We start from the raw sequence: 21,086 nt of genomic DNA on the forward strand, positions 1-21,086 counted from the left end.
AAACGTAGGGCCCTTCACCGACAAGGCCCTAGGTTGCACCAGGAAAGCATCATGTGCTCTCTTGCGCAGGCTGGTCTGTAATGCAAAGCTAACTTCATGGCAGACGAATCTGCTCCCCAGGCGAACAGCCCCCACGAGATGCTGGCGGCCGTGCGTGACCTGACGCGGCGAGTCCGTGTCGCGCAGCGCGGCACCTGGTTCCCGCTGCTGGTCTTCGCGGTGATCACCCTGGTCGCGATACCCGTGTACCGGTACGCGCCCTACGTCGACGTCTTCGGCACCTGCCGAACCCGCCCGCAGGACAAGGTCTGCATGGCGCCCAATCCGGCGGAGCTCGGGTACTGGACGGTCGCGTTGCTGCTCGCCTACGCGGCGATCGCCGCCTTCTACGTCAGGCAGTCCCGGCGGCGCGGCCTCGGCACGCCCATCCGCCCCTACGTCGTCGTCGGCGTCGCGTTGGCCGTCATGATGACGGCCGTGTCGATCTGGTTGACGTTCCACCCGCTCCTTCCCCAGCCCGCCGACCCGTTCTCCACCAACCCGGTCCAGATCGAGGTCGGGCCGGCCGCGTGGCTCGTCAACGGGCTGGCCAGTCCCCTGGGGGTGATCGGGCTGGCGCTGCTGGTGCTCGCCTGGGTCGAACGCCACGTGGCGCTGCTGGCGTACACCCTCGCCTACCTGGCGATCGGGATGGTGCAGGGCAACCAGGTCATCCACTCGTCGTCGCCGTGGTTCTTCCTGCCTGACCTGCTCGTCCCGGCGGCGTTGCTGCTCCTGGGCGCCGCCGCGTTCGCCCTGTTCCGGCCGGGCGCCAAGGTTCGCGCGGCGTGATGAGCGATCACCCCGCCAACGGCCTCGACGACGTCGTCCACCAGCGCGTCCGGCTCGGCATCATGACCATCGCCCACCAGGCCCGCCAGGTTGAGTTCGGCTTCCTGCGTACCACCCTGCAGCTGACCGCCGGCAACCTCGGGCAGCACCTGACCGTCCTGGAGAAGGCAGAGCTGATCCGGATCGAGAAGGGCTACGAAGGCAAACGCCCGCGCACCTGGGTCAGCCTCACCGCCGCCGGCCAGGCCGCCCTGCGCGAAGAGATCGCCCACCTCAAGCAACTCATCCAGCAGGTCGAACAAGCGCAAACGCCGCCGCACTAGCCGACGGCGAAGTCCTCGATGGGGACGACCGGCAGGTCGGGCGAGCAGAAGCCCTCGCCGTCCTCGGTCACCACGGCGACCTGGTAGCCGCGCAGCCCGGCCAGCCAGCGCAGGCCCGGCATCCCCATGGCGACCCCGGCGGTGGCGTAGGCGTCGGCCACGGCGAGGTCCGGCCCGGCGACGGTGACCGACCGCAGCCCGCGGGCGGGGTGCCCGGTGCGCGGATTGATCACGTGGAAGCCGCGCGCATAGGTGCCGGACGTCGCCGCGGCGAGGTCGGTGCCGTTCAGGACGAGGAGAGTGCCGTCGGGGTCCCACGGGTGGCGCACCGGAATGGGCCACGGGCCGCCGCGCACGCGCACGTCGCCGCCGGCATTGATGAAGTGGTTCGTGCTGCCGGCCGCGACGAGGCGGGCGGACGCGACCTCGGCGGCCCAGCCCTTGACGTAGCCCGACGGGTCGAGGCGGCCGGTGGCGTACACGTCGAAGAAGGCGTCGGTGTCGTGCCAGAGCTGTGCGCACGCGTCGAGGACCTCGCGCAGGTACGGCGAGCCGTCCGCCGGCCGCAGCTCGCCCCGCTCCACCCGGTTGACCTCGCTGTCGTCCCGGTAGGTGCTGAAGCGCTCGTCGACCTCGTGCATCCAGGCGAAGAAGTCGTCGGCGAGGGCCTCCAGGGTGGCGGAGGGCAGCGGGTCGGCGATGTCGATCGCGACCATCGTGCCCATCACCAGCTCGTGGCGGCGCAGGCCGGGCATCTCAGATGCCGGCCTGGTTCAGCGCCGAGCGCAGCGACGCCTGGTACGCGTTGCTCGTCAGCGTCGCGCCCGAGTAGTGGATCGCGGAGAAGTTCGTCTTGTAGTTCGTGACCGCGAGGGAGTTCAGTGCGGGTACCGCCGCGGTGTTCTTGCTCCAGTTGGAGCGGCTCTGGGTGCCGGTGGCGCTCTTGAGCACCCCGCCGCAGACCTGGATGGTGACCGTGATGGTGCCGACGCCGGGGTCGGCGATCGCGGCCGCCGAGCCCGACTTCGTGGTGCAGGCGGGCGGGGCCGCGGCGGTCGTCGAGGTGGTGCCGGCGGTCCGGCCGGGCGTCGGGGTGGCCTTACCGGCCGTGGGGGACTTGCCGGGCGTACCCGGCGGAGCGCCGGGGTCGAGCGGCGGTGCGGACGATGCGTCCGGGCCGCTCTCGCTGGGCCCGGCCGCGACGGTGTCGGCGGTGTTCGCGGCCGGCGACGCGCTGCCGTACTTCGCGCCGACGAGCAGCACCGTGCCGACCACCGTTCCCAGCAGTGCGGCCGCGGGTCTACGCACAACAGTCTCCTCAAAACTCGAACGGGTCCAGGTGGATCTGCCGGCCGGGCACCCGGAGGCGGCGCAGCGCGCGGCGCGAGGTCGAGACCAGCCCGGCGGGGCCGCACATGTAGACGTCCCGGCGGCGCACGTCCGGCACCAGCTGCCGCAGGCCCTTCGGGGTGAACGCCTGCCGCGGGCCGGGATCGTCGCGGGCGCCGAGGACGTACCAGACCTTGATGCCGCGCTCGGCGGCCAGCGCGTCCAGCTCCGCGCGGAACGTCAGCTCGTCCGGATGGCGGGCGCGGAACAGCAGTACCGTGTCGGCCGGCAGGTCGTCCAGGAGAGCGCGGACGGGGGCAATGCCGCTGCCGCCGGCGATCAGCAGGGCGCCGTGGCGCAGCCGGTGGCCGGCGGTGAACGCCCCCGACGGGCCCTCGGCGAACACGCGCACGCCGCGCGCGAGGTGGCGCAGGTCGCCAGTGTGGTCGCCGACGACCTTCACGGTGATGCGCAGCCAGTCGGCGTTCGGGGCCGCGGACAGCGAGAACGGGTGCGCCTGCCACCAGGCGCCCCGGGTCAGGAAGCGCCAGCGGAAGTACTGCCCGGCCTGCGCGTCGAGGCGGTCCAGCCGTCGGCCGCCGACGTAGATCGAGATCATGTCGGCGCCTTCGGCCACGACGTCGAGGACGCGGAACCGGTGGCGGAGGTTCAGCCAGAGGGGCTCGACGACCCGGCCCCAGACGAGGCAGACGAGGACGAACGCGTACAGGCTGAACCAGTACCAGCGGGCGAACGGGGACTGCAGATCGGCGCCGTCGGTGAACTGGTGGCCGTACCCGAGCAGCAGCACCAGGTAGCTGGCCAGGTGCACGTAGTACCAGAGCTCGTAGCGGATGCGGCGGCGAACGGCCCGGATCGCCAGCACCCCGATGGCCACGAGGATGGCGGTCGCGACGAAGGCGCTCACCATGTCGCGGTACGTCGTGAGCATGGTCCAGGTCTCGGACGCGAGCGAGGTGTGCTCCGCCGCGGCGTACCCCACGGCGATGAGCGCCGCGTGGGCGAGCACCACCACGACGACCGCGCCGCCGAGCGCGCGGTGCCAGATGAGCAGCTCGTGCGCGCCGACCCACGCCTCCAGCCAGGCCGCCCGGCTCATGACGAGCACCTGCACCAGCAGGACGAACCCGCCGACCATTCCCGTGATGCGCCCGGCCGCGATCATCGCGTCGGCCGGGGTGGTCACCGATCCGGCCGGCGTGTTCAGCCACCAGACCTCAATGCTCGCCGCCAGCGCGAAGTAGAAGAGCGTGTAGAAGAACAGGCGGTCGCCGGTCCGGTACCGGCCCGGCCCATGCTCGATCGTCCACCCGCTGGTCGGTTCCATCGCCGAGATTTCTACCAGGTCGATAGGCCCGCAGAACGGGCAAAACCGGCGGCTAACGGAGACTTATGCGCCACTTAGCAAGCGGTTAGCGTTGTGCTCGGGCGGAGGGCCGAGATCGACGACGATCAGCGCGCCGCCGCCGGGTGCGCGTCCCAGCGTGACCGCCCCCGCAGAGGCCGCCGCGGTGCGCTCGACGATGTCGAGGCCCAGCCCCGTCGAGCCCGCCCCGCTATGCCCGCGCCGGCGCACCACGGTCGCGGGCAGCCCGGGCCCCTCGTCGGCGACGCTGAGCCGGGCGCCGCCTTCCGGGCGCGCCTCCAGCCGTACCGTAAATGCGGTCTCCTCGGGCGTGTGCGCGAAGACGTTGCCCAGCAGCGCGTCCACCAGCGCCGACAGGTCGTCGCGGCGCAGCCCGACGGGAAGCGGGCCCGCGGTCAGGCGCGCCTCCACCCTTCGCAGCTCCTCCTCGGCCAGCGGCGACCAGAACTCCAGCCGCTCGCCGACGACCTGCGCCGCGTCGCACATCGGCAGGTCGTGCGGGCCGACCGGGCGCCGGGCCGCCCGGATCACCTCGTTGACGGTGCGCTCCAGCGCGTCCAGGCCGCGGATGATCCGGTCCTGGTCGGCCCGGTCCCGCAGCCTCTCGGCGTCGATCCGCAGCGCGGTCAGGGGGGTGCGCAGCCGGTGCGACAGGTCGGCGGCCGCCTCGCGTTCGCGCGACAGTAGGGCGCTGATCCGGTCGGCCAGCAGGTTCAGCCCGCCCGCCACCTCGCGTACCTCGGGCGAGCCCGCCGCCCGGGCGGCCCGCGCGTCGAGGTCCCCGCCGGCCAGCCGGTGCGCGACCGTCGCGACCGCCGACAGCGGCCGGGTCAGGCTGCGCGCCAGGTTGTCGGCGACGAGCACGCTCACCGCCAGCAGGGCGATGCCGAGGGCGCCCAGCATCAGCCACGCCCGGTCGACCCCGCGACGCATGTCCGCGTCGCTGACGAACGTGCGCACCACGGCCGTTCCGTCGGGCAAACCGGCCACGGCGACCAGGACCTCGCGCCCACCGGCGGCCGGAGCGGTGAGGCTGCTGCCGTCGGCCGCCTGCCCGACCGCCGCGCTGCGGGCGGCCTTCGCGCCGATGACGTGGCCGTCGGGCAGGAAGACCGTGAAGCGGTACCGCCCGGAGCCGTTGGCGTGCTCGAGCGTGACGGCGAGCGCCGGCTCGTCGAGGGTCGTCACGAGCTGCGCCACCGCCTGCGCCTGCACGACGGCGGCGTTGACCGCCCGATCCGCCGCCGCGGAGCGCATCATCACCGCCAGCGGCACCAGGAACGCGACCAGCACCAGCGAGGTGGTGGCCGCGGCCAGCAGGACGAGTCGCAGTCTCATCGGGGCGGCGGGTCGGCATGGGCCGCGAACTTCACCCCGATGCCGCGCACGGTATGCAGGAAGCGCGGCTCCCGGGCGCTCTCGCCGAGCTTGCGGCGCAGCCACGACAGGTGTACGTCGACGGTCTTGTCCGTGCCGCTGTACGGCTGGCGCCACACCTCGTTGATCAGCTCCCGCTTGGTGACCACCGTGCCGGCCCGGGACGCCAGGTAGCTGAGCAGGTCGAACTCGCGAGCGGTCAACTCGACCGGGGCATCGTCAAGCAGCACCTCGCGGGCCGCCGGGTCGATCCGCAGCCCGCCGACGACCAGCGGCTGGCCGGCGTCGCCCCGGCCGCCGGCGCTGCGCCGCAGCACCGCCCGGATCCGCGCGTCGAGCTGGGCCGCGCCGAACGGCTTGCTGAGGTAGTCGTCCGCGCCGCGGTCCAGCGCATCGACGATCGCCGTCTCCTGATCGCGGGCCGTCGCCACGATCACCGGCACCTGGCTCACCGAGCGGAGCATCCGCAGCACGTCGCCGCCCTCCACGTCCGGCAGCCCGAGGTCCAGCACGACCAGATCCGGCGCGGTCTGCAGCGCCAGATGCAGGCCGCGCATGCCCTCGCCGGCGGTCGTGACGCTGTGCCCGAGATCGGTGAGCGCGTGGATCAGCGCGCGCCGGATCTCCGCGTCGTCCTCGACAAGCAGGATCCGGGCCACGGCGACACGCTACCGGCTGGGCCGCGCGGAACCCTATACCGTGCTTAGCGTCCGCTTATCCAACGCCGTGACAGGGTGGCTTCGTGAATCCGACCGTGCGCCGCATCGCCGTCAGCGGGCTGGCGTGGATCGCGGGCGCGGCGGCGGCCGTCGCCGTGAGTCTCTGGGCCCTCTCGTCGATCAACGCCGACACGGCGTCCGGGCCGCCGCAGCAGCTGACGCCGGACTCGCTCACCCGGGCGATGCCCGGCCCGAGCGCCGCCGCCTCGCCGGACCGGCCGGACCAGGCCCCGCCCGGCCCGTCGTCCGGCCCGCCCTCGGCCCGCCCGACGAGCGCCGCGGGCAAAAAACCGAGCCCGACCGACGACACCGTCCAGCGGTCGCTGTCCTCGGCCGGCGGCACCGTCGTCGCCCGCTGCACCGGCAACAGCGCGTACCTCGTCTCGTGGAGCCCGGCCCAGGGTTACCGGGCCGCCCACGTCGAACGCGGCCCGGCCGCCGAGGTGCGCGTCACATTCCGCAGCACGACCGCCCGCATCGGGACCGAGGTCGATGTCCGCTGCGTCGCCGGCATACCGACCCTTGACGACGACTGACCCCGAGACCCCTTCAGGGTGCAGCGGCCAGGGACGGGCCGGGGTCGGGCCCCGATGCTTCTGAGGTGCTTCGAGGGACACGATGAATGCATCAGATTTGGTACCTCGAACAAGGAGCGAAAGTGGAAACCGTCTACGGCTCGATGCGGCAGCACGGCCTGGTCCGCCCGACGAACGGTCGTCTTCTCGGTGGTGTCGTCGCCGGACTCGGGCGGCGCTTCGGTATCGACCCGTGGCCCGCGCGGCTGCTGTTCGTGCTGATCCTGCTGGCCATCCCCGGCACGCAGATCCTGATCTACCCGATCCTGTGGATCCTCATGCCGGCCGAGGAGTCGGTGAGCCCGGCGACCCCGGCCACGCCCGCCGCGCCCGCCCTCTGACACCAGAGCCCACGAGCCCGTCACCATGCATGGTGGCGGGCTCGGCCATTTCCGGGCGCGGGTTCCAACCCGGCGCGATGGTCGAGGCATGTACCTCGTTGACCGACCGACGGGGAGGAGTCGTGTGGTTGACGAAGAAGGGTTCCGGGAGTTCCTGCGGGTACGGCTGCCGCGGCTGTCGCGCGCCGCGTACCTGCTCGCCGGGGGACACGCCCAGGCCGAGGACCTGCTGCAGGGTGCGCTGATCAAAGCCGCCCTTGCCTGGCCGAAGATCTCCAAGGCGGACGACCCCGAGGCCTACGTGCGCAAGATTCTGTACCACGAGCACGTCCGCACCTGGCGAAGACGACGATGGCGCGAGCACTCGATCGCCGACGTCCCGGAGCGGGTGCAGCACCACGACGAGACGAACCAGACGGTGCTGCGGCTCGTGCTGCGCGACGCGCTTTCCAAACTGACGCCCAAACAGCGGGCGGTCATTGTGCTGCGGTACTTCGAGGATCTCTCCGAAAGCGACACCGCCCAGGCGTTGGGCATTGCCGTGGGGACCGTCAAGAGTCAGACCAGTCACGCCCTGGGGCGGCTGCGGAAGCTCGCGCCCGAGCTCGCCGAGCGGGTCGAGGAGTCGATGGGGGTGGCGTCGTGAGCGGGCTCGGGGATCTGCTGGACGAAATTGCCGGCGAGGCGAAGGTGTACGACATCACCGACGCGGTCGTCCGGAAGTCCGCCGTCAAGCGGCGCGTGCGGACCGTAACGAGAACCGCGGTCAGCCTCGTGGCCGTCGTGTGCATGCTCGGCGGTGTCGTGACCGTGGCGCCGCTGTTCTTCCTGGGCGGCGGCATGGAGCCGCCCGAGCTCGGGCCGGGGCGGGTCGACGGGCTGCCGCCGGAGGCGGTGCAGCCCCTGCTCAACTCCGACACGCGCGGGTCGCTGGCCGGCGACGTCAACTACATCAAGGACGTGGTCCAGCGCATCGGCGACGATCCGGAGCAGTTCGGTCTTCCGGGCGACCGGGCCAAACTGCGCATCCTGTTCGCCGGCGACGTGCCGGGCAACCGGCGGCTGGTGATCGCGGCCGGGTTCACGGGCGCGCCGCGGGCGATCGATCTGACCGGACCCAGCGGTACCGCCGCCAAGAAACTCGAGCTGACCAGCTGGACGGACGTCGAGGAGCCCGTCATCCACGACGCCGGCGAGGGCTATGCGCTGGTGTTCGGGCCGGCCGGGTACGACCTCTCGGTCTCCTCCTCGCCGCACTACATGCTCGACGGCACCGTCCAGCGAACCTGGGAGCCGGCGGCCGGCGACTACCTGCTGCGCGACGACGCGACGCTGCCGCCGCGGCTGCGGGTGCGGATGAGCAAGGGCGACAATGTGTACTACGAGGGGCCCGTCGCCTCGTCCGGCGCCACGCGGTCGAGCCCGGTCGACCCGGCCCCGCTGTTCGGCCGCGGCAAACCGGCGCCGCGGGCCGCCGACATCGCCGCGAACGCGCTCGCGTACCAGTTCGGGCTCACCGGCCCGGACGTGCACTACGTCGTGCTGTGGAGCGACGACTTCGTCGTCAACGACCCCAACGGCCAGGGCTCCGGCACGGGCCAGATCGCGACCGTGATGGCGGTGACCGCGGACGGCGGCGGCCCGTACAACACCTTCGCAGTCGACACGAGCCCACAGCCGAACGGCCGCAACCACCCGACCGGCGGCGGCGTCGCCGGCGACCCGGCGAAGGCCCTCATCGCCATGCGGATGCCCACGTTCAGCAAGGACGAGCCCGACACGCTGCAGATCATCGCGCCCCCCGCGGCCGTGCGCGTCGAGGTCCGCACCGGCGACACGGTGCTGGCCACCGCCCCCTTGACCAACGGCGTCGGCAAGCTGGAGCTGGCCGGCCCACTGAAGGTCAAGATCCGGGTGTACGACACCAAGGACACGGTCGTCGCCGAGCGCGACTTCGCCGACCTCGAACCCGGCGCCCAGCCCGGCGACTCGTTCGAGCCGGAGATCAAGGGCTGGTAGCTACCGTGCCCGTATGAGTCAGCCGAGTGTGTACTTCGCCCGAGCCGTCGACTTCCTCGACCCCCTCAAGGTTGCCGAAGTGGCGGCTCGGGCGCGCGAGGTGCTGGCGCTGCACGGCATGCGGCTCGTCGATCCGCTGGAGTACGAGATGGATGCCGGTCCCGACGTCGTCGAGCTGGATCTCGCGGTGCTGCGGCGCTGCGACGCGATGCTCGTCGACATGACGATCCCGGACCGCAACTACATCGGGTGCGTCGCCGAGCTCGTCTATGCGCACTCGTGGCGGATCCCGGCGGTCGTCTACGTCGGCTCGACCGACTACGGCCGTCGTCCATGGCTGCGGTACCACGCCACGCAGGTCTGCCGGTCGCAGGACGAGGCGGTGGTCGCGCTCCGAGCCGCCCTCAGCGGGACGGTCGCATGGCCGTTTGGACGAACACCAGAATGACCGGCAGCAACAGCCCGAGCACGAGGTCCCGTACCGCGAGCACATCCAGCAACGCCGCAATGGCGCCCACGGTGACCGACACGACGAGGATGCCCGTCGCCCAGTGCCGACGCAGCAGCGACTGCCACCGTGTCCGCCGAGCGCCGGCCAGCAGCCGCGCCGGTTCGAGTGCGCGAACGGAGGGCCGCTGGACCAGCATGGCTCCCGGGCGCAGCAGCACCAGCACGTCGCCGCGGTGCGCCAGCCGCATCGTCTCTACGTCGTGCAGCGCGTCCAGGTAGGGCCAGACATCCCACACCGAGAGCCTGGCAACGCCGTCCAGGCCCGGCCACCGCCCGTCGCCGCGCTGGCTGCGGATCAACGTGTTGACCGCGGTGAACAGCAACGGTCCGGCCGCCTCGTCGGCGCACCTCGTCAGCGCCGACACGGCGTAGGGCAGGCCCGGATGCCAGACCGTGCTTACCCACGGCGACGCGGTGCCGTTGGCCGACGTGTGGTCGACGTTGTACACCTCGTAGCGGGCCTCGTCGTCATGGAGCTTGTGCGGGTCGAGCCGTTGGATCAGCCACGAGTACCCGCGACGCACCCCGGCATCGTCCGCCGGAATGCCCGCCTCCTGGAGGGCGATCAGGGCGAGCGCGGTGTGGGTCGTGGTCGGGGGAGAACCCGGCACCTCGGGCCAGCCGCCGGCGTCGTCGCCGTGTTCCTGTAGCCATCGAACGCCGCGGTGCACGCTGGTCTCGTTCGCCCGCGCCGCGCTGAGGGCGCGGACCGACAGTGCGGTCAGCCAGGTCCGCGACGGTCGGCCGAGCAGCGAGCCCCAGCCGCCGTCCGGGTTCTGGTTGCAGGCCAGCCATTGCGCGGCCCGGCGTAGGTCGGGTCCGGAGGCGGTGGACTGAATACCGCAGCGGGCGAGGACCCACAGCACCAGCGCCGTGCACTCCGTGACCGGGATGCCGTGGCTGGTGTTGACCGCCCATCCGCCGTCGATGAGGCGGTCGCCGGAACGGCACTGCCGCGCCTTCAGAAACGCCGTCGCCTCGGGGACGTGCTCCGGTGCGCGGGCGATGAGCCGCATCGCCGCCAGGCCGACGGCGGTGGCCGAAGGACCTGGCGGTCCCGTTTCCAGGTCGTGGTACCAGCCCCCGCCCGTCGGGTGACGTTGGAACGTTCGCTGCAGCAGCCGGATGGAACGGTCGACGCACGTCTCGATCAGGGCGAGGTCGATGGACTCCATGCCAACCGGCCGTCAGTACGGCTTCCGGGCTACCACGTGGAAGAAGGCACTTGGCTCATGGCTTGCGTAATAGCCATTGCGCGACTGGATGTCCTTCGCCTTCCAGTCGGTCAGCAGGTCCTCGATGTAGTCGTAGTCGAAGAAGTGACGGAGATGGCCGTTGCGGCAGTACATATTCGGGCCAACCTCCTCGCCTGTTTTGAAGTACGGGTCCTCCGTCGACTTGACGCTGAAGACCAGAACGCCGCCAGCCGTCAGGACCCGCCATATTTCGGCGAAGAGCAATCGCGTGGTCGGGTCGTCGAAGTAGTGCAGCGACAGGTGAGCGTAGACGCCATCCAGCGTTGCGCTCCCCAATGGCAGCGGTTGAGCCAGGTCATGGCAGACGGGATTGACGCTGAGGTTCCGGACGGCGGCCAGGCGGGACACCTGCCTCACGGACACGGGCGAGAAGTCGATGGCGGTGACTCTGAACTGCTCCGCGGCAAACGCCACCGCGTCGTGCCCCTGCCCGCAGCCGAGGTCGGCGACGCGGGGATGCCTGACCGCCGACATCAGGTCGAGGAAACGCTGACGCAGTTCGAGATGGACCGGATCCTGGCCCGTTGCCCCACGACGACCGTGCCAGGAGTCCCAAAACTGGACCTGCGAAGGAAGCGTCGTCGTGGGTGACCTCATTGGATCCTCATCTTTGCGGGGGTCGATGTCAGTTCTTGAACCGTGTGTCGCATGTTGTCCCAGTTCGGAAAGAGTGCGTAGTCCCAGTCATCGGCGGCGCCGAGCACGGCGGCGACGTGCCGGCGGAAATACTGCGAGATCCCGAGGTCCGCCGCGTAGCACACCGGACCCTGGGGTTCCCGGTACATCAGGTAACCGTCGTAGCGCTCAGTTGCCGGAACGGTCGTGAACGAGGTGAGATCATCGAACAGCCGGACCGGCAGCTCCAGCGCGTCCAACGAATATCGGCCGGGTATGACATGGATGTGCGCGTGAGTGATGCAGGCGGAACGCCGTCGCTCCGAGGAGCGGCAGCTGCCGTGCTCGAAGAGCGTGCACGGTCCGTATCTTGCGCTCACTAGGTCGATCACTTCGGTGAGAAAGCGGATGAACCCGGACACTACGTTGATCGGCAAACCCTGCACCGAACTGAGGTGCCACGCGGGCGCGACCAGAACATACCCCGGAACAAACGATCCCAACGCCGCGATGGCGGCGCCGGTACCGTGATCTCGCAATATTGGCCGGTCGTACCACTCGAGCGTGTCTTCCGGATCGCGATTGACCGAGCAGAAGAGGCAATCGTCATCCACCGCGGGCCATCGATGTGAACGACGAGGCATCTGAGCTGACCTAACTCGTGGCGGCCACCGGGTCCGCGAAGTATCGCAAGCCGCCCTCTATCTAGCAAAGCCCCAGCCATTGACGCGTACGAGCGGTGCGAAATTTGCCCGTAGCGGGTCGTCCGTTCTGTCGAATCCGGTGACGGGGAAGGGCCCCCGGCTTTGCCGGAGGCCCTTCAGGTGTTGCGGTAGTCGTTACAGCGCCGGGTAGGCGTTCTGCATGAGCTGCTGGAACTGGGCCGAGAACCAAGCGCCCGAGACGGGGGCGTTCGGCAGGGCGCCGCTCAGGTTGTTTCCGTTGCGGCCGTTGCCCGTGTAGGTCGGGTCGCACATGCGGTCGAAGCCCTTGCCGCCCGGGTTGTTCGGGCCGGTCGGGATGAGCGAGCTCGAGCCGTCCGACTCGCCCGGGGGCTTGATCCAGACGTACGCGTCGATGCCCGCGGCGGGCGTGGCGCGCGGGCGCTCGCCGAGGCCGGCGCCGCTCTGGTTGCACCAGTTGCCGGCGTGGATCCGGCGGTCGATGCGGGACTGGTCGACGTAGGTGTTCACGTCGGTCGAGGTGCTGGCGGTGGTCGGGCGGGCCGAGCCGCCCCAGCCGTTGCGGCTGGTGTCGATCAGCATGCCGATGTTGGAGTTGAAGCCCTGGGCCACCAGCGCGGTGCGGAAGGCCTGGGCGAACGTGAGCTCATCGGTGTACTGGTTCCAGTCCACCCACTTCGACTGGCGGACCGACTGGCCGTTGACGGTGGTCGTGGGCTGCACCCACGGCTCCTGCAGCGCCGAGTAGTTCGCCGTGTTGGTGATGAAGCCGTCGACGGTGTTCACGCCGCCGGTGGCGCCCTTCGCGGTGCTCGCGAACAGCTGCGCGGACGGGGTGAAGTTGCTGTCCCAGCCGATCCAGCCGTGGTGCGCGGCGTCGATGTAGTTGTAGACGTTGGTGCCCGCGGCGTGGAGCTTGCTCAGGGCGTACTGGATGCCGGTGACGTAGTTGCCGTTGGCCTTCATCGTCGCGCAGGCGGCGGTGGCGCCGGCCTGGCCGTCCGCGTTGGTGACGAGGTTCGGCAGCGAGTCGATCTCGACGATGTTGACGATCCGGATGCCGGCGTACTTCGGGTTGGCCTCGATCGCGGCGATCGGGTCGATGTACTCCGTCTTGTACCGGCCGATCTCCGTCGGGCCGAGCTCGCCGTTGGAGGCGAGCGCCGCGCAGTCACGGCCGGGCAGGTCGTAGATCACGAACTGGGCCAGCGTCGCGCCCTGGGCGAGGGCGTTGTCGAGGTGCTTGGCCAGGCTCGTGGTGTAGCCCGAGCCGGACGGCGCGGTGATGGCGGCGATCGAGTCGAGCCACACGCCGGTCGGCTGGTTGGAGACGCGGCTGCCGCCCGGCTCCGCGGCGGCCTTGGCCGACCAGTCCGGGTTCACGTACCACTTCGCGCCGACGTACGGGTTGTCGACGTGCGTGCCGCCGTTCCCGCCGCCGGTCGTCACCGTGATCGCCACGGCCGAGCTGGTGGCCGTCGCGTTCGCGGCGCTGTACGCCTTGGCGGTCAGCGAGTAGCTGCCGGCCGCGACGTTCGTCCAGCTGAAGGTGTACGGCGAGCTGGTGTCGGTGCCGAGCAGCGTCGAGCCGTTGTAGAACTCGACCTTGCTGATCGTGCTGTTGGTGACGCTCGCGTTGGCGGCGAGGCTGACCGTGGCCGGCGCGGTGAACGTCGAGCCGTTGGTCGGGCTGGTCAGCGCCACGGTCGGCGTGCCCGGGTTGTTCGGGTTGGACGGCGAGGGCGACGACGACGAGGGGCCGCCGGTCGTGGTGCCGCCGGTGCAGGCCACGCCGTTGAGCGTGAAGTTGGTGCCGACCGGGTTGCTGCCGCTCCAGTTGCCCGTGAACCCGAACGAGGCCGCGGCGCCGGTGGCGACGCTGCCGTTGTAGCTCAGGCTCGTGGCGTTGACGTGCACGCCGGACTGGGTCTTGTTGGCGTTCCAGATCTGGGTGATGGTCTGGGACGAGTTACCGAAGTCCCAGCCCACGTTCCAGCTGGTCAGGGCGTCGCCGAGGTTGGTGACGTCGACCTGGGCCTGGAAGCCGCCCGGCCATTCACCGACTTTGGTGTACTTCGCTGAGCACCCGGAGGCCGCGGACGCCGCATTGGCGACCACGACAACCCCGGCGGTCGCTACGACTGCAGCGGCCGAAATGAGGGCGAGCTTGCGCCTCATCGAATCTCCTCACATCGAAGGATCGGAATCGAGGTGCAGCTACCGTCGGTATTGTCCCGGGACATCGTCAAGGAGACCCGTCCCAGGGACCGCCTCTAGCACGTAAGTCCCTGGTAGCGGGCCTGAAACTTACGTTTCGCGCCTAGAGTGAGGGGGCGTGGAGTCCTCGGAAGATCAGTCTTTCGCCAGAACGCCCGGTCTCCCCAAGTGAGGACTCCACGCCAGGCATCGTGCCACGCCACATAGTTACCGGGAACGATGGACCGCGGCGACCCGCGTACACGGGGGCCGGCCGTGAAAGTTACGCGCCGCTGTCCCGGGACAAGATCAGGTCCTCGAGCACGTCGAGTGGCAGCGGGCCGTGCCCGAGCACCTCGTCATGGAACGCCCGGACGTCGAGCGAGGAGCGCTCGCGCAGTTCCTGGATTTTCAAACGCCCGATCATGTACGCCAGAGCCTGGCCCGGCACCGCGATGTACCGATCGACCTCGTTCTTGATGTTCGTCAGCGACAGCGCGGTGTTGGCGTGCATGTAGTCGATCGCGCGCGACCGCGACCAGCCGAAGTGGTGCAGGCCGGTGTCGACGACCAGGCGGCACGCGCGCCAGGCGTCGAACGACACCATGCCGAGCCGGCTCAGCTCGCCGGTGTACAGGCCCATCTCGTCGGCGAGGCGCTCGCTGTACAACCCCCAGCCCTCGCCGTGCGCATCGAAGTAGGCGAATCGCCGGAATGCCGGCAGGTCCGCCAGCGACTGGCCGAGCGCGATCTGCAGATGATGGCCGGGGACGCTTTCGTGGAAGGCCAGCGCCTCGTACTCGAACCGCGCCCGAAGCTCCGGCCGATACGTGTTCACCACGTGCGCGCCGGGCCGGGAACCGTCCGCCGACGGGGGCATGTAATAGCCCAGCACCGAGTGCTCCGCCTCGGCCGCGTCCATTTCCCGCACGACGCACGGCGCGATGCCATACGGCACGAACCAGTCCGGCAGCGCCTCCTCCGCCGCCCGCAATGCGCGCGTGACGGTGTCGACGATCTCTCCCGCAGTACCGAAGCGGAGGCCTTTGTCCTTGCGAAGCCGGACGAGCACCTCATCGACGTCCGTGGTGCCCAGCGCGCGCCCGCCGCGCTCGGCGAACTCCTCGCGCAGCCGCTCCACCAGCTCCAGCCCGGTCCGATGAATCTCCTCGGGCCCGAGCTCGGTGGTCGTGCAGGCCCGGACGAGCCCGAGATAGCCCTCGGCCCCGCCCGGCACATGACAAAGCCCGACCTTGTCGTCGGGCCGCGCGACCGGCAGCAGCTGCTCCGCGAGCGCATTTCGGAACCGAACGACCGCCGGCCGCACCGCCAGCGGCACCACGTCGCCGGCAAAGCGGCGCATCAATGGGTCCATGCGCAGCGGCGTCGAAAGATAGGCGTCTGCCTGCTCGATCGCCTGCCGCACCCCGATCGCGGCCGGGAACCGCCCGTCGCGCGCCGCCTGCACGTATCGCTCGACGTAGGCGTCGAAATACCCCGGCACCTTTTCGAGCCGCGCGCGATATTCCGCATCGGTCCCGGTGCCGGCCGGCACCGTCGAAATCACCATGGCGAGCGGCCCGGTCCCGCCGGCGGTGACGCCGACCTCCATCACGCCATCGGCGAGCACCCGCTGCCCGTCCTCGACCAGCCGCCGCAGAATGGCATGGCTGATCGGGTCCTCGGCCGGGTCGACCGCGCGTAGTTGCTCGGTAATGCGCGCGAGCTCACCCCGATGCCGATCGGCGGCCGCCCGGCTCGGGTCCGGCACCTCGGCCTCGAACCCCGGCACGCCGAACACCCCGGCCGCGAACGGATCGGCGGCGTAATGCCGCCGGAAATACTCGTCGCCCAGCCGGGCCAGCGTCTCCATCGTGGTGGACCCCTTCGTCCGGCGCTCCAAGGTCCATTCTTCCGCAGAAACGCTGAGCCGGCTGGCCCGCGCCGTCAGTCGAGCTCGGCCGGGTCGATGCGCGCCTTGACGCCGGCGTGCTCGGCGAGCAGGTATTACCGGCGGTAGACGCGGCGGGCGTTGTCGGCGGCGACCGCCCGGGCCAGGCGCTCAGCGTCGGCGCGCGACAGCCACCAGTCGTTCAGCAGTGTGGACAGCGCCCAGCGGAACTGGGCGGCGCCGACCAGGTAGAGCTCGGCCAGGCCGTAGGCGTCCGAGGAGTACAGGATCTTGGCGAACGGGGCCAGCTCGAAGTACTCCGCCAGGATCGCGGCGGCGCGAGGGCCCGTGTGGGTCAGGGTCAGGCCGACGTCGATGTACACGTTCGGGTACACGTGGGCGAGCCAGCCGGCCTGGCGGTGGTACGGGTAGCAGTGCAGCAGCACGATCGGCACGCGGGTTGGCTCGATCATGGCGTACCACCGCTGCAGCAATGACGGGTCGGACCTCGGCAGCGCCAGGTCGCGGTCGCCGAAGCCGGTGTGGAGCTGGATCGGGCGGCCGAGGTCGACGGCGGTCCACAGCAGGTGGCGCAGCAGCACCGGGTCGGTCAGGCGGCGAGCACCCGCGCGCAGCCACGTGCCGGCGGCGGCCGTCACCTCGCGCCGGGACGGGCGCTCCGGGTCGATGTCGAGGCCGTGGCGGTACGCCAGGATCGACTTCACCGCCGCGGCCTCCCGCGCCGCCGCGGTCAGGGCGTCGGCGAACGCCGGCGCGAAGTCCGCGGCCGGCACGCCGGCCGCGAGCACCCGCTCGGCCACCGTCTCCAGGCGGACCACCTCGGCGTAACGGGCACCGGCCGCCGCGGCCAGCGCCGGGCCCGTCAGGTCGCCGGGCAGGCCCGTGTCCACCAGCAGCTCGCCGAGGTTGGCGGCCCGCAGCAGCCGGCGGGTCGCCGACGGGGCGCCGAGCTCGGCGCGGCGGGCCAGGTAGTCGGGGGCGGGGGCGTGGGCGGGCAGGTCCAGGGCCGGCGCGCACCAGCGGCGGACCGCCAGGCCGGCCGGACCGTCCAGATAGGACACTCCCGGCGGCGCGGGCGTCGACGCCTCCGTGCACCACCGCGCGAAGCCGTCCGCGTCGAGGTCGGCGGTGGTGACCGCGTGGCAGTGGGCATCGAGCAGCGGCAGGTCGTCGAGCACTCAGTACCGCCATCGGGTCGCGGCGGCGATCTCCTCCGGCGACTTCCCGGCGAACAGCTCGACCTCGGCGCGGCGCACCGCCAGGAACGCCTCGAACAGCGGGTCGCCCAGCGCGCGGCGCAGGCCCTCGTCGGCCTCGAGGGCGGCGATGGCCTCGGGCAGCGACGTCGGCAGGCGCGGCGGCTGCTCGGCGTCGGGCAGCGCGGCCGGGTCGACGGCGACCTCGGCGGGCAGCCGCCGGCCCAGGTCGGCGGCGTCGGCGACGAGGGCGGCCACGGCGCCGGCCACCAGGTACGGGTTGGCGGCGCCGTCGCAGCACTTGATCTCGGCGTTGGCGGCCCGGTCGCCCTGGCCCGCGACGCCCGTCACGAAGCGCAGCGCGGCCTCGCGGTTCTCGTGGCCCCAGCACTGGAACGCGCCGGCCCATCGCTGCGGTACCAGCCGGAGGTAGCTGGCGACGCCGGGCGCGCCGATCGCGCAGAGCGCCGGCAGCCGCTCGAGCGTGGCGGCGAGGACCGACTCGCCGCGCTCGGTGAGGCCATAGGGTCCGGAGCCGCCCGCGAACAGGGCGCCGTTGGCGTCGCGGACCGAGAAGTGCAGGTGGGCGCCGTTGCCGACCTGGCCGGCGACGACCACCGGGGCGAACGACACCCGCAGCCCGTGGCGCGCCGCGACCGCGCGGATGGTCTGGCGCACCAGGACGTTGTCGTCGGCCGCGGTGACCGGGTCGGCGGCGGCGATCGACAGTTCCAGCTGGCCGGCGGCGTACTCCGGGTGCAGCTGCTCGACCGCGACCCCCTGCGCCTCCAGGGTCGTGAGCAGGTCGTCGAGGTAGGCGGAGAGCTCGACGATGCGGGTCATGCCGTACGCGGGGCCGACGCACGCGGGGCGCGGGTCGTCGTCGGGGGCCTGCCCGACGTACCACTCGATCTCGAACGCCATGCGAAGGCTCAGGCCGGCGGAGGCGGCGCGCTCGGTCATGGCCCGGGCGAAGCGCCGCTGGCAGGCGACATACGGCTCGCCCTCCTGCGTCCACCGGTCCACCGGCGCCCAGGCCCAGCCGGGCTGGCCCGCGAGGACGGTGAGGCGGTCCAGGTCCGGGCGCAGCCGCAGGTCGCCGACCGGCCCGCCGATGTGCCGGCTGGTGGTGATCGAATCGTCGACGCCGAACACGTCGAACACCGGCGACATGCCGACGCCCCACCGCGCCGCGTCGGCCAGCCGCGCGAACGGCACCGTCTTGACCCTCGTGATCCCGGCGTTGTCGACCCAGGTCAGGGCCACCCCGTGGACAATGCGACCGGCCATGCCCACCAGTCTCCCCTGGATGATGGATTTCATGTGGGTACACCTGGAGACCGAGCGACTGCGACTGCGCCGCCTCACCGTGGCCGCGGGTTCGACGTCGTGGGCGTCCCACGGGTCTTCGCCGAGACGATGGCGACCAACGCCGGCTCCCGGCGGGTGATGGAGAAGAGCCGGCTGCGGCACGTCGCCACATTCGACGAGGGGTCCGAGGTTCAGTACGCCGCTACCGCCGACGAGTGGCTTCGTGACTGAGTGGTCCTCTGTGGACGGTGTGTGGGTAGTCACTGGCCAGGCGATTTGGTTTCCGCAAACGGCGTCCTGTAACGTTCCGTGCTGCAAGGCGGGCGGTTCGCCGGGAGGCCAGGGAGACCTGGTTGACACGGAGGAACTGACCGAGTAGAGTTACCCGGCCAGCAGGGAAACGGGCGAGTCGCCAAGCGACGGATCGGCCGGCCTGCAAACCACTCCAACCTCTGAAGTCCATCGAAACGGTGGGCGGCTGCGGTTGGGCGTGTTCGAGAGATGCGAGCCAATCTTCGGATTTGGAATCGCGAAGTCGATCGGATACATTAGCGGTACCGCCCCGGAATTCGGGCCTCACAAACAGAGGTCAGGATGCGGTGTGTGTTGGTTGTTTGAGAACTCAACAGGGTGCTTGTTAAGCCAGTGCCAAATGATTATTACCCCGTGGCACGGGCCTGCCGGTTTGGTGGGTGTCGTGTCTGGGATTCCTTTGGTGACAACATGTTTGTTGCCGGGTGATGTGCTCACCGATGTAGGTTTTGTTGGAGAGTTTGATCCTGGCTCAGGACGAACGCTGGCGGCGTGCTTAACACATGCAAGTCGAGCGGAAAGGCCCTTCGGGGTACTCGAGCGGCGAACGGGTGAGTAACACGTGAGTAACCTGCCCTAGGCTTTGGGATAACCCTCGGAAACGGGGGCTAATACCGAATATTCATGCTGCGTGGCATCACGTGGTGTGGAAAGTTTTTCGGCTTGGGATGGGCTCGCGGCCTATCAGCTTGTTGGTGGGGTGATGGCCTACCAAGGCGACGACGGGTAGCCGGCCTGAGAGGGCGACCGGCCACACTGGGACTGAGACACGGCCCAGACTCCTACGGGAGGCAGCAGTGGGGAATATTGCACAATGGGCGGAAGCCTGATGCAGCGACGCCGCGTGAGGGATGAAGGCCTTCGGGTTGTAAACCTCTTTCGACAGGGACGAAGCGCAAGTGACGGTACCTGGAGAAGAAGCGCCGGCCAACTACGTGCCAGCAGCCGCGGTAAGACGTAGGGCGCGAGCGTTGTCCGGATTTATTGGGCGTAAAGAGCTCGTAGGCGGCTTGTTGCGTCAGCTGTGAAAACCCGCAGCTCAACTGTGGGCTTGCAGCTGATACGGGCAGGCTTGAGTTCGGTAGGGGAGACTGGAATTCCTGGTGTAGCGGTGAAATGCGCAGATATCAGGAGGAACACCGGTGGCGAAGGCGGGTCTCTGGGCCGATACTGACGCTGAGGAGCGAAAGCGTGGGGAGCGAACAGGATTAGATACCCTGGTAGTCCACGCTGTAAACGTTGGGCGCTAGGTGTGGGGGGCCTCTCCGGTTCTCTGTGCCGCAGCTAACGCATTAAGCGCCCCGCCTGGGGAGTACGGCCGCAAGGCTAAAACTCAAAGGAATTGACGGGGGCCCGCACAAGCGGCGGAGCATGCGGATTAATTCGATGCAACGCGAAGAACCTTACCTGGGTTTGACATGTGCGCTAATCCGGCAGAGATGTCGGGTCCTTCGGGGGCGTTCACAGGTGGTGCATGGCTGTCGTCAGCTCGTGTCGTGAGATGTTGGGTTAAGTCCCGCAACGAGCGCAACCCTTGTTCGATGTTGCCAGCGGTTCGGCCGGGGACTCATCGAAGACTGCCGGGGTCAACTCGGAGGAAGGTGGGGATGACGTCAAGTCATCATGCCCCTTATGTCCAGGGCTTCACGCATGCTACAATGGCCGGTACAAAGGGCTGCGATACCGTGAGGTGGAGCGAATCCCAAAAAGCCGGTCTCAGTTCGGATCGGGGTCTGCAACTCGACCCCGTGAAGTCGGAGTCGCTAGTAATCGCAGATCAGCAATGCTGCGGTGAATACGTTCCCGGGCCTTGTACACACCGCCCGTCACGTCACGAAAGTCGGCAACACCCGAAGCCGGTGGCCCAACCCTTGTGGAGGGAGCCGTCGAAGGTGGGGCTGGCGATTGGGACGAAGTCGTAACAAGGTAGCCGTACCGGAAGGTGCGGCTGGATCACCTCCTTTCTAAGGAGCACCTTCACGCGAAAGCGTGCAAGGAGCCCGCACCACCCGAATGTGGTGGTGGGGTGCTCAATGGCGGAGACACTGGCGAAGATTCCGGAGACAACGGTCTCGGGTTCTTAGTACTGCCGGCAACGGCGTGGAACAGTCCCGGATGCGGTTTGCGGTGATCGTATAGGCACCCTGTTGGGTCCTGAAACAACCAACCACGGTTTGTTTCGGACGGAATCCAC

The 21,086-nt window shown here is 69.9% G+C and carries 20 protein-coding genes and 1 rRNA gene; 9 read left to right on the top strand and 12 right to left on the bottom strand.

Going from position 1 to position 21,086, the window contains the following annotated elements; translation table 11 throughout:
• Window positions 1-96 precede the first annotated feature (96 nt).
• Window positions 97-831 (top strand): hypothetical protein, encoded by a 735-nt coding sequence (locus ACQEVU_RS52875; RefSeq protein ID WP_433338417.1) that lies wholly within the window; start codon window positions 97-99, stop codon window positions 829-831.
• A complete protein-coding gene (locus ACQEVU_RS52880) occupies window positions 831-1,154 on the top strand; it encodes a winged helix-turn-helix domain-containing protein (protein ID WP_433338419.1) in 324 nt (107 codons plus the stop codon). The genes ACQEVU_RS52875 and ACQEVU_RS52880 overlap by 1 nt, the downstream gene beginning before the upstream one ends.
• Here ACQEVU_RS52880 and ACQEVU_RS52885 read toward each other — a convergent pair.
• From ACQEVU_RS52885 to ACQEVU_RS52905, 5 genes are all read right to left on the bottom strand, one after another.
• Window positions 1,151-1,879, bottom strand: coding sequence for an FAD:protein FMN transferase (locus tag ACQEVU_RS52885; RefSeq protein WP_433339749.1), 729 nt, complete (start codon window positions 1,877-1,879; stop codon window positions 1,151-1,153). The two genes, ACQEVU_RS52880 and ACQEVU_RS52885, sit on opposite strands and share 4 nt — an antisense overlap.
• A gap of 31 nt (window positions 1,880-1,910) precedes the next feature.
• Window positions 1,911-2,462: a hypothetical protein gene (locus tag ACQEVU_RS52890; RefSeq protein ID WP_433338421.1), complete on the bottom strand. Its 552-nt coding sequence runs from the start codon at window positions 2,460-2,462 to the stop codon at window positions 1,911-1,913.
• A 10-nt stretch (window positions 2,463-2,472) separates the two neighbouring features.
• A complete protein-coding gene (locus ACQEVU_RS52895; RefSeq protein WP_433338423.1) occupies window positions 2,473-3,831 on the bottom strand; it encodes a ferredoxin reductase family protein in 1,359 nt (452 codons plus the stop codon).
• 63 nt (window positions 3,832-3,894) lie between these two features.
• A complete protein-coding gene (locus tag ACQEVU_RS52900) occupies window positions 3,895-5,208 on the bottom strand; it encodes a sensor histidine kinase (RefSeq protein ID WP_433338425.1) in 1,314 nt (437 codons plus the stop codon).
• The gene (locus tag ACQEVU_RS52905) at window positions 5,205-5,906 is read right to left on the bottom strand and encodes a response regulator transcription factor (protein ID WP_433338427.1); all 702 of its coding nucleotides are present in this window, start codon (window positions 5,904-5,906) and stop codon (window positions 5,205-5,207) included. Before ACQEVU_RS52905 ends, ACQEVU_RS52900 begins: the two co-directional genes overlap by 4 nt.
• Window positions 5,907-5,989: 83 nt before the next feature.
• On the opposite strand from ACQEVU_RS52905, the gene ACQEVU_RS52910 reads away from it, so the two are divergent.
• From ACQEVU_RS52910 to ACQEVU_RS52930, 5 genes are all read left to right on the top strand, one after another.
• Window positions 5,990-6,502, top strand: coding sequence for a hypothetical protein (locus ACQEVU_RS52910; RefSeq protein WP_433338429.1), 513 nt, complete (start codon window positions 5,990-5,992; stop codon window positions 6,500-6,502).
• Between the two features lie 122 nt (window positions 6,503-6,624).
• A complete protein-coding gene (locus ACQEVU_RS52915; RefSeq protein ID WP_433338431.1) occupies window positions 6,625-6,882 on the top strand; it encodes a PspC domain-containing protein in 258 nt (85 codons plus the stop codon).
• 124 nt (window positions 6,883-7,006) lie between these two features.
• Window positions 7,007-7,528: a SigE family RNA polymerase sigma factor gene (locus ACQEVU_RS52920; protein WP_433338433.1), complete on the top strand. Its 522-nt coding sequence runs from the start codon at window positions 7,007-7,009 to the stop codon at window positions 7,526-7,528.
• Entirely contained in the window at window positions 7,525-8,901 is a 1,377-nt protein-coding gene (locus tag ACQEVU_RS52925) for a hypothetical protein (protein ID WP_433338435.1), read from the top strand. Before ACQEVU_RS52920 ends, ACQEVU_RS52925 begins: the two co-directional genes overlap by 4 nt.
• A 13-nt stretch (window positions 8,902-8,914) precedes the next feature.
• Window positions 8,915-9,349: a hypothetical protein gene (locus ACQEVU_RS52930; RefSeq protein WP_433338437.1), complete on the top strand. Its 435-nt coding sequence runs from the start codon at window positions 8,915-8,917 to the stop codon at window positions 9,347-9,349.
• Here ACQEVU_RS52930 and ACQEVU_RS52935 read toward each other — a convergent pair.
• The 7 genes from ACQEVU_RS52935 to ACQEVU_RS52965 all read right to left on the bottom strand — a co-directional run bounded on the left by ACQEVU_RS52935 (window position 9,306) and on the right by ACQEVU_RS52965 (window position 18,559).
• Window positions 9,306-10,586 carry a hypothetical protein gene (locus tag ACQEVU_RS52935; RefSeq protein ID WP_433338439.1) on the bottom strand — a complete coding sequence of 427 codons (1,281 nt, stop codon included), beginning with the start codon at window positions 10,584-10,586 and terminating at the stop codon, window positions 9,306-9,308. The two genes, ACQEVU_RS52930 and ACQEVU_RS52935, sit on opposite strands and share 44 nt — an antisense overlap.
• A 12-nt stretch (window positions 10,587-10,598) precedes the next feature.
• Complete coding sequence (locus tag ACQEVU_RS52940) at window positions 10,599-11,264, bottom strand: class I SAM-dependent methyltransferase (RefSeq protein WP_433338441.1); 666 nt, start codon at window positions 11,262-11,264, stop codon at window positions 10,599-10,601.
• Window positions 11,261-11,896 (bottom strand): hypothetical protein, encoded by a 636-nt coding sequence (locus ACQEVU_RS52945; RefSeq protein ID WP_433338443.1) that lies wholly within the window; start codon window positions 11,894-11,896, stop codon window positions 11,261-11,263. The genes ACQEVU_RS52940 and ACQEVU_RS52945 overlap by 4 nt, the downstream gene beginning before the upstream one ends.
• A gap of 225 nt (window positions 11,897-12,121) precedes the next feature.
• Entirely contained in the window at window positions 12,122-14,143 is a 2,022-nt protein-coding gene (locus ACQEVU_RS52950; RefSeq protein ID WP_433338445.1) for a glycoside hydrolase family 6 protein, read from the bottom strand.
• Window positions 14,144-14,444: 301 nt separating this feature from the next.
• Window positions 14,445-16,034 (bottom strand): DUF885 domain-containing protein, encoded by a 1,590-nt coding sequence (locus tag ACQEVU_RS52955; protein WP_433338447.1) that lies wholly within the window; start codon window positions 16,032-16,034, stop codon window positions 14,445-14,447.
• Window positions 16,035-16,168: 134 nt separating this feature from the next.
• On the bottom strand, window positions 16,169-17,251 hold the full coding sequence (locus ACQEVU_RS52960; protein WP_433338449.1) for an amidohydrolase family protein: 1,083 nt from the start codon (window positions 17,249-17,251) through the stop codon (window positions 16,169-16,171).
• A complete protein-coding gene (locus tag ACQEVU_RS52965; RefSeq protein ID WP_433338451.1) occupies window positions 17,252-18,559 on the bottom strand; it encodes a glutamine synthetase in 1,308 nt (435 codons plus the stop codon).
• A gap of 99 nt (window positions 18,560-18,658) precedes the next feature.
• Between ACQEVU_RS52965 and ACQEVU_RS52970 the strand changes: the two genes are divergently transcribed.
• Both ACQEVU_RS52970 and ACQEVU_RS52975 read left to right on the top strand, forming a co-directional pair.
• A complete protein-coding gene (locus ACQEVU_RS52970; RefSeq protein ID WP_433338453.1) occupies window positions 18,659-18,811 on the top strand; it encodes a hypothetical protein in 153 nt (50 codons plus the stop codon).
• Window positions 18,812-19,341: 530 nt separating this feature from the next.
• Window positions 19,342-20,856: ribosomal RNA gene (locus ACQEVU_RS52975) — 16S ribosomal RNA — on the top strand.
• The last annotated feature ends 230 nt before the right edge of the window (window positions 20,857-21,086 follow it).

It is taken from the genome of Dactylosporangium sp. CA-139066 (assembly GCF_050936175.1).
Taxonomy (GTDB): domain Bacteria; phylum Actinomycetota; class Actinomycetes; order Mycobacteriales; family Micromonosporaceae; genus Dactylosporangium.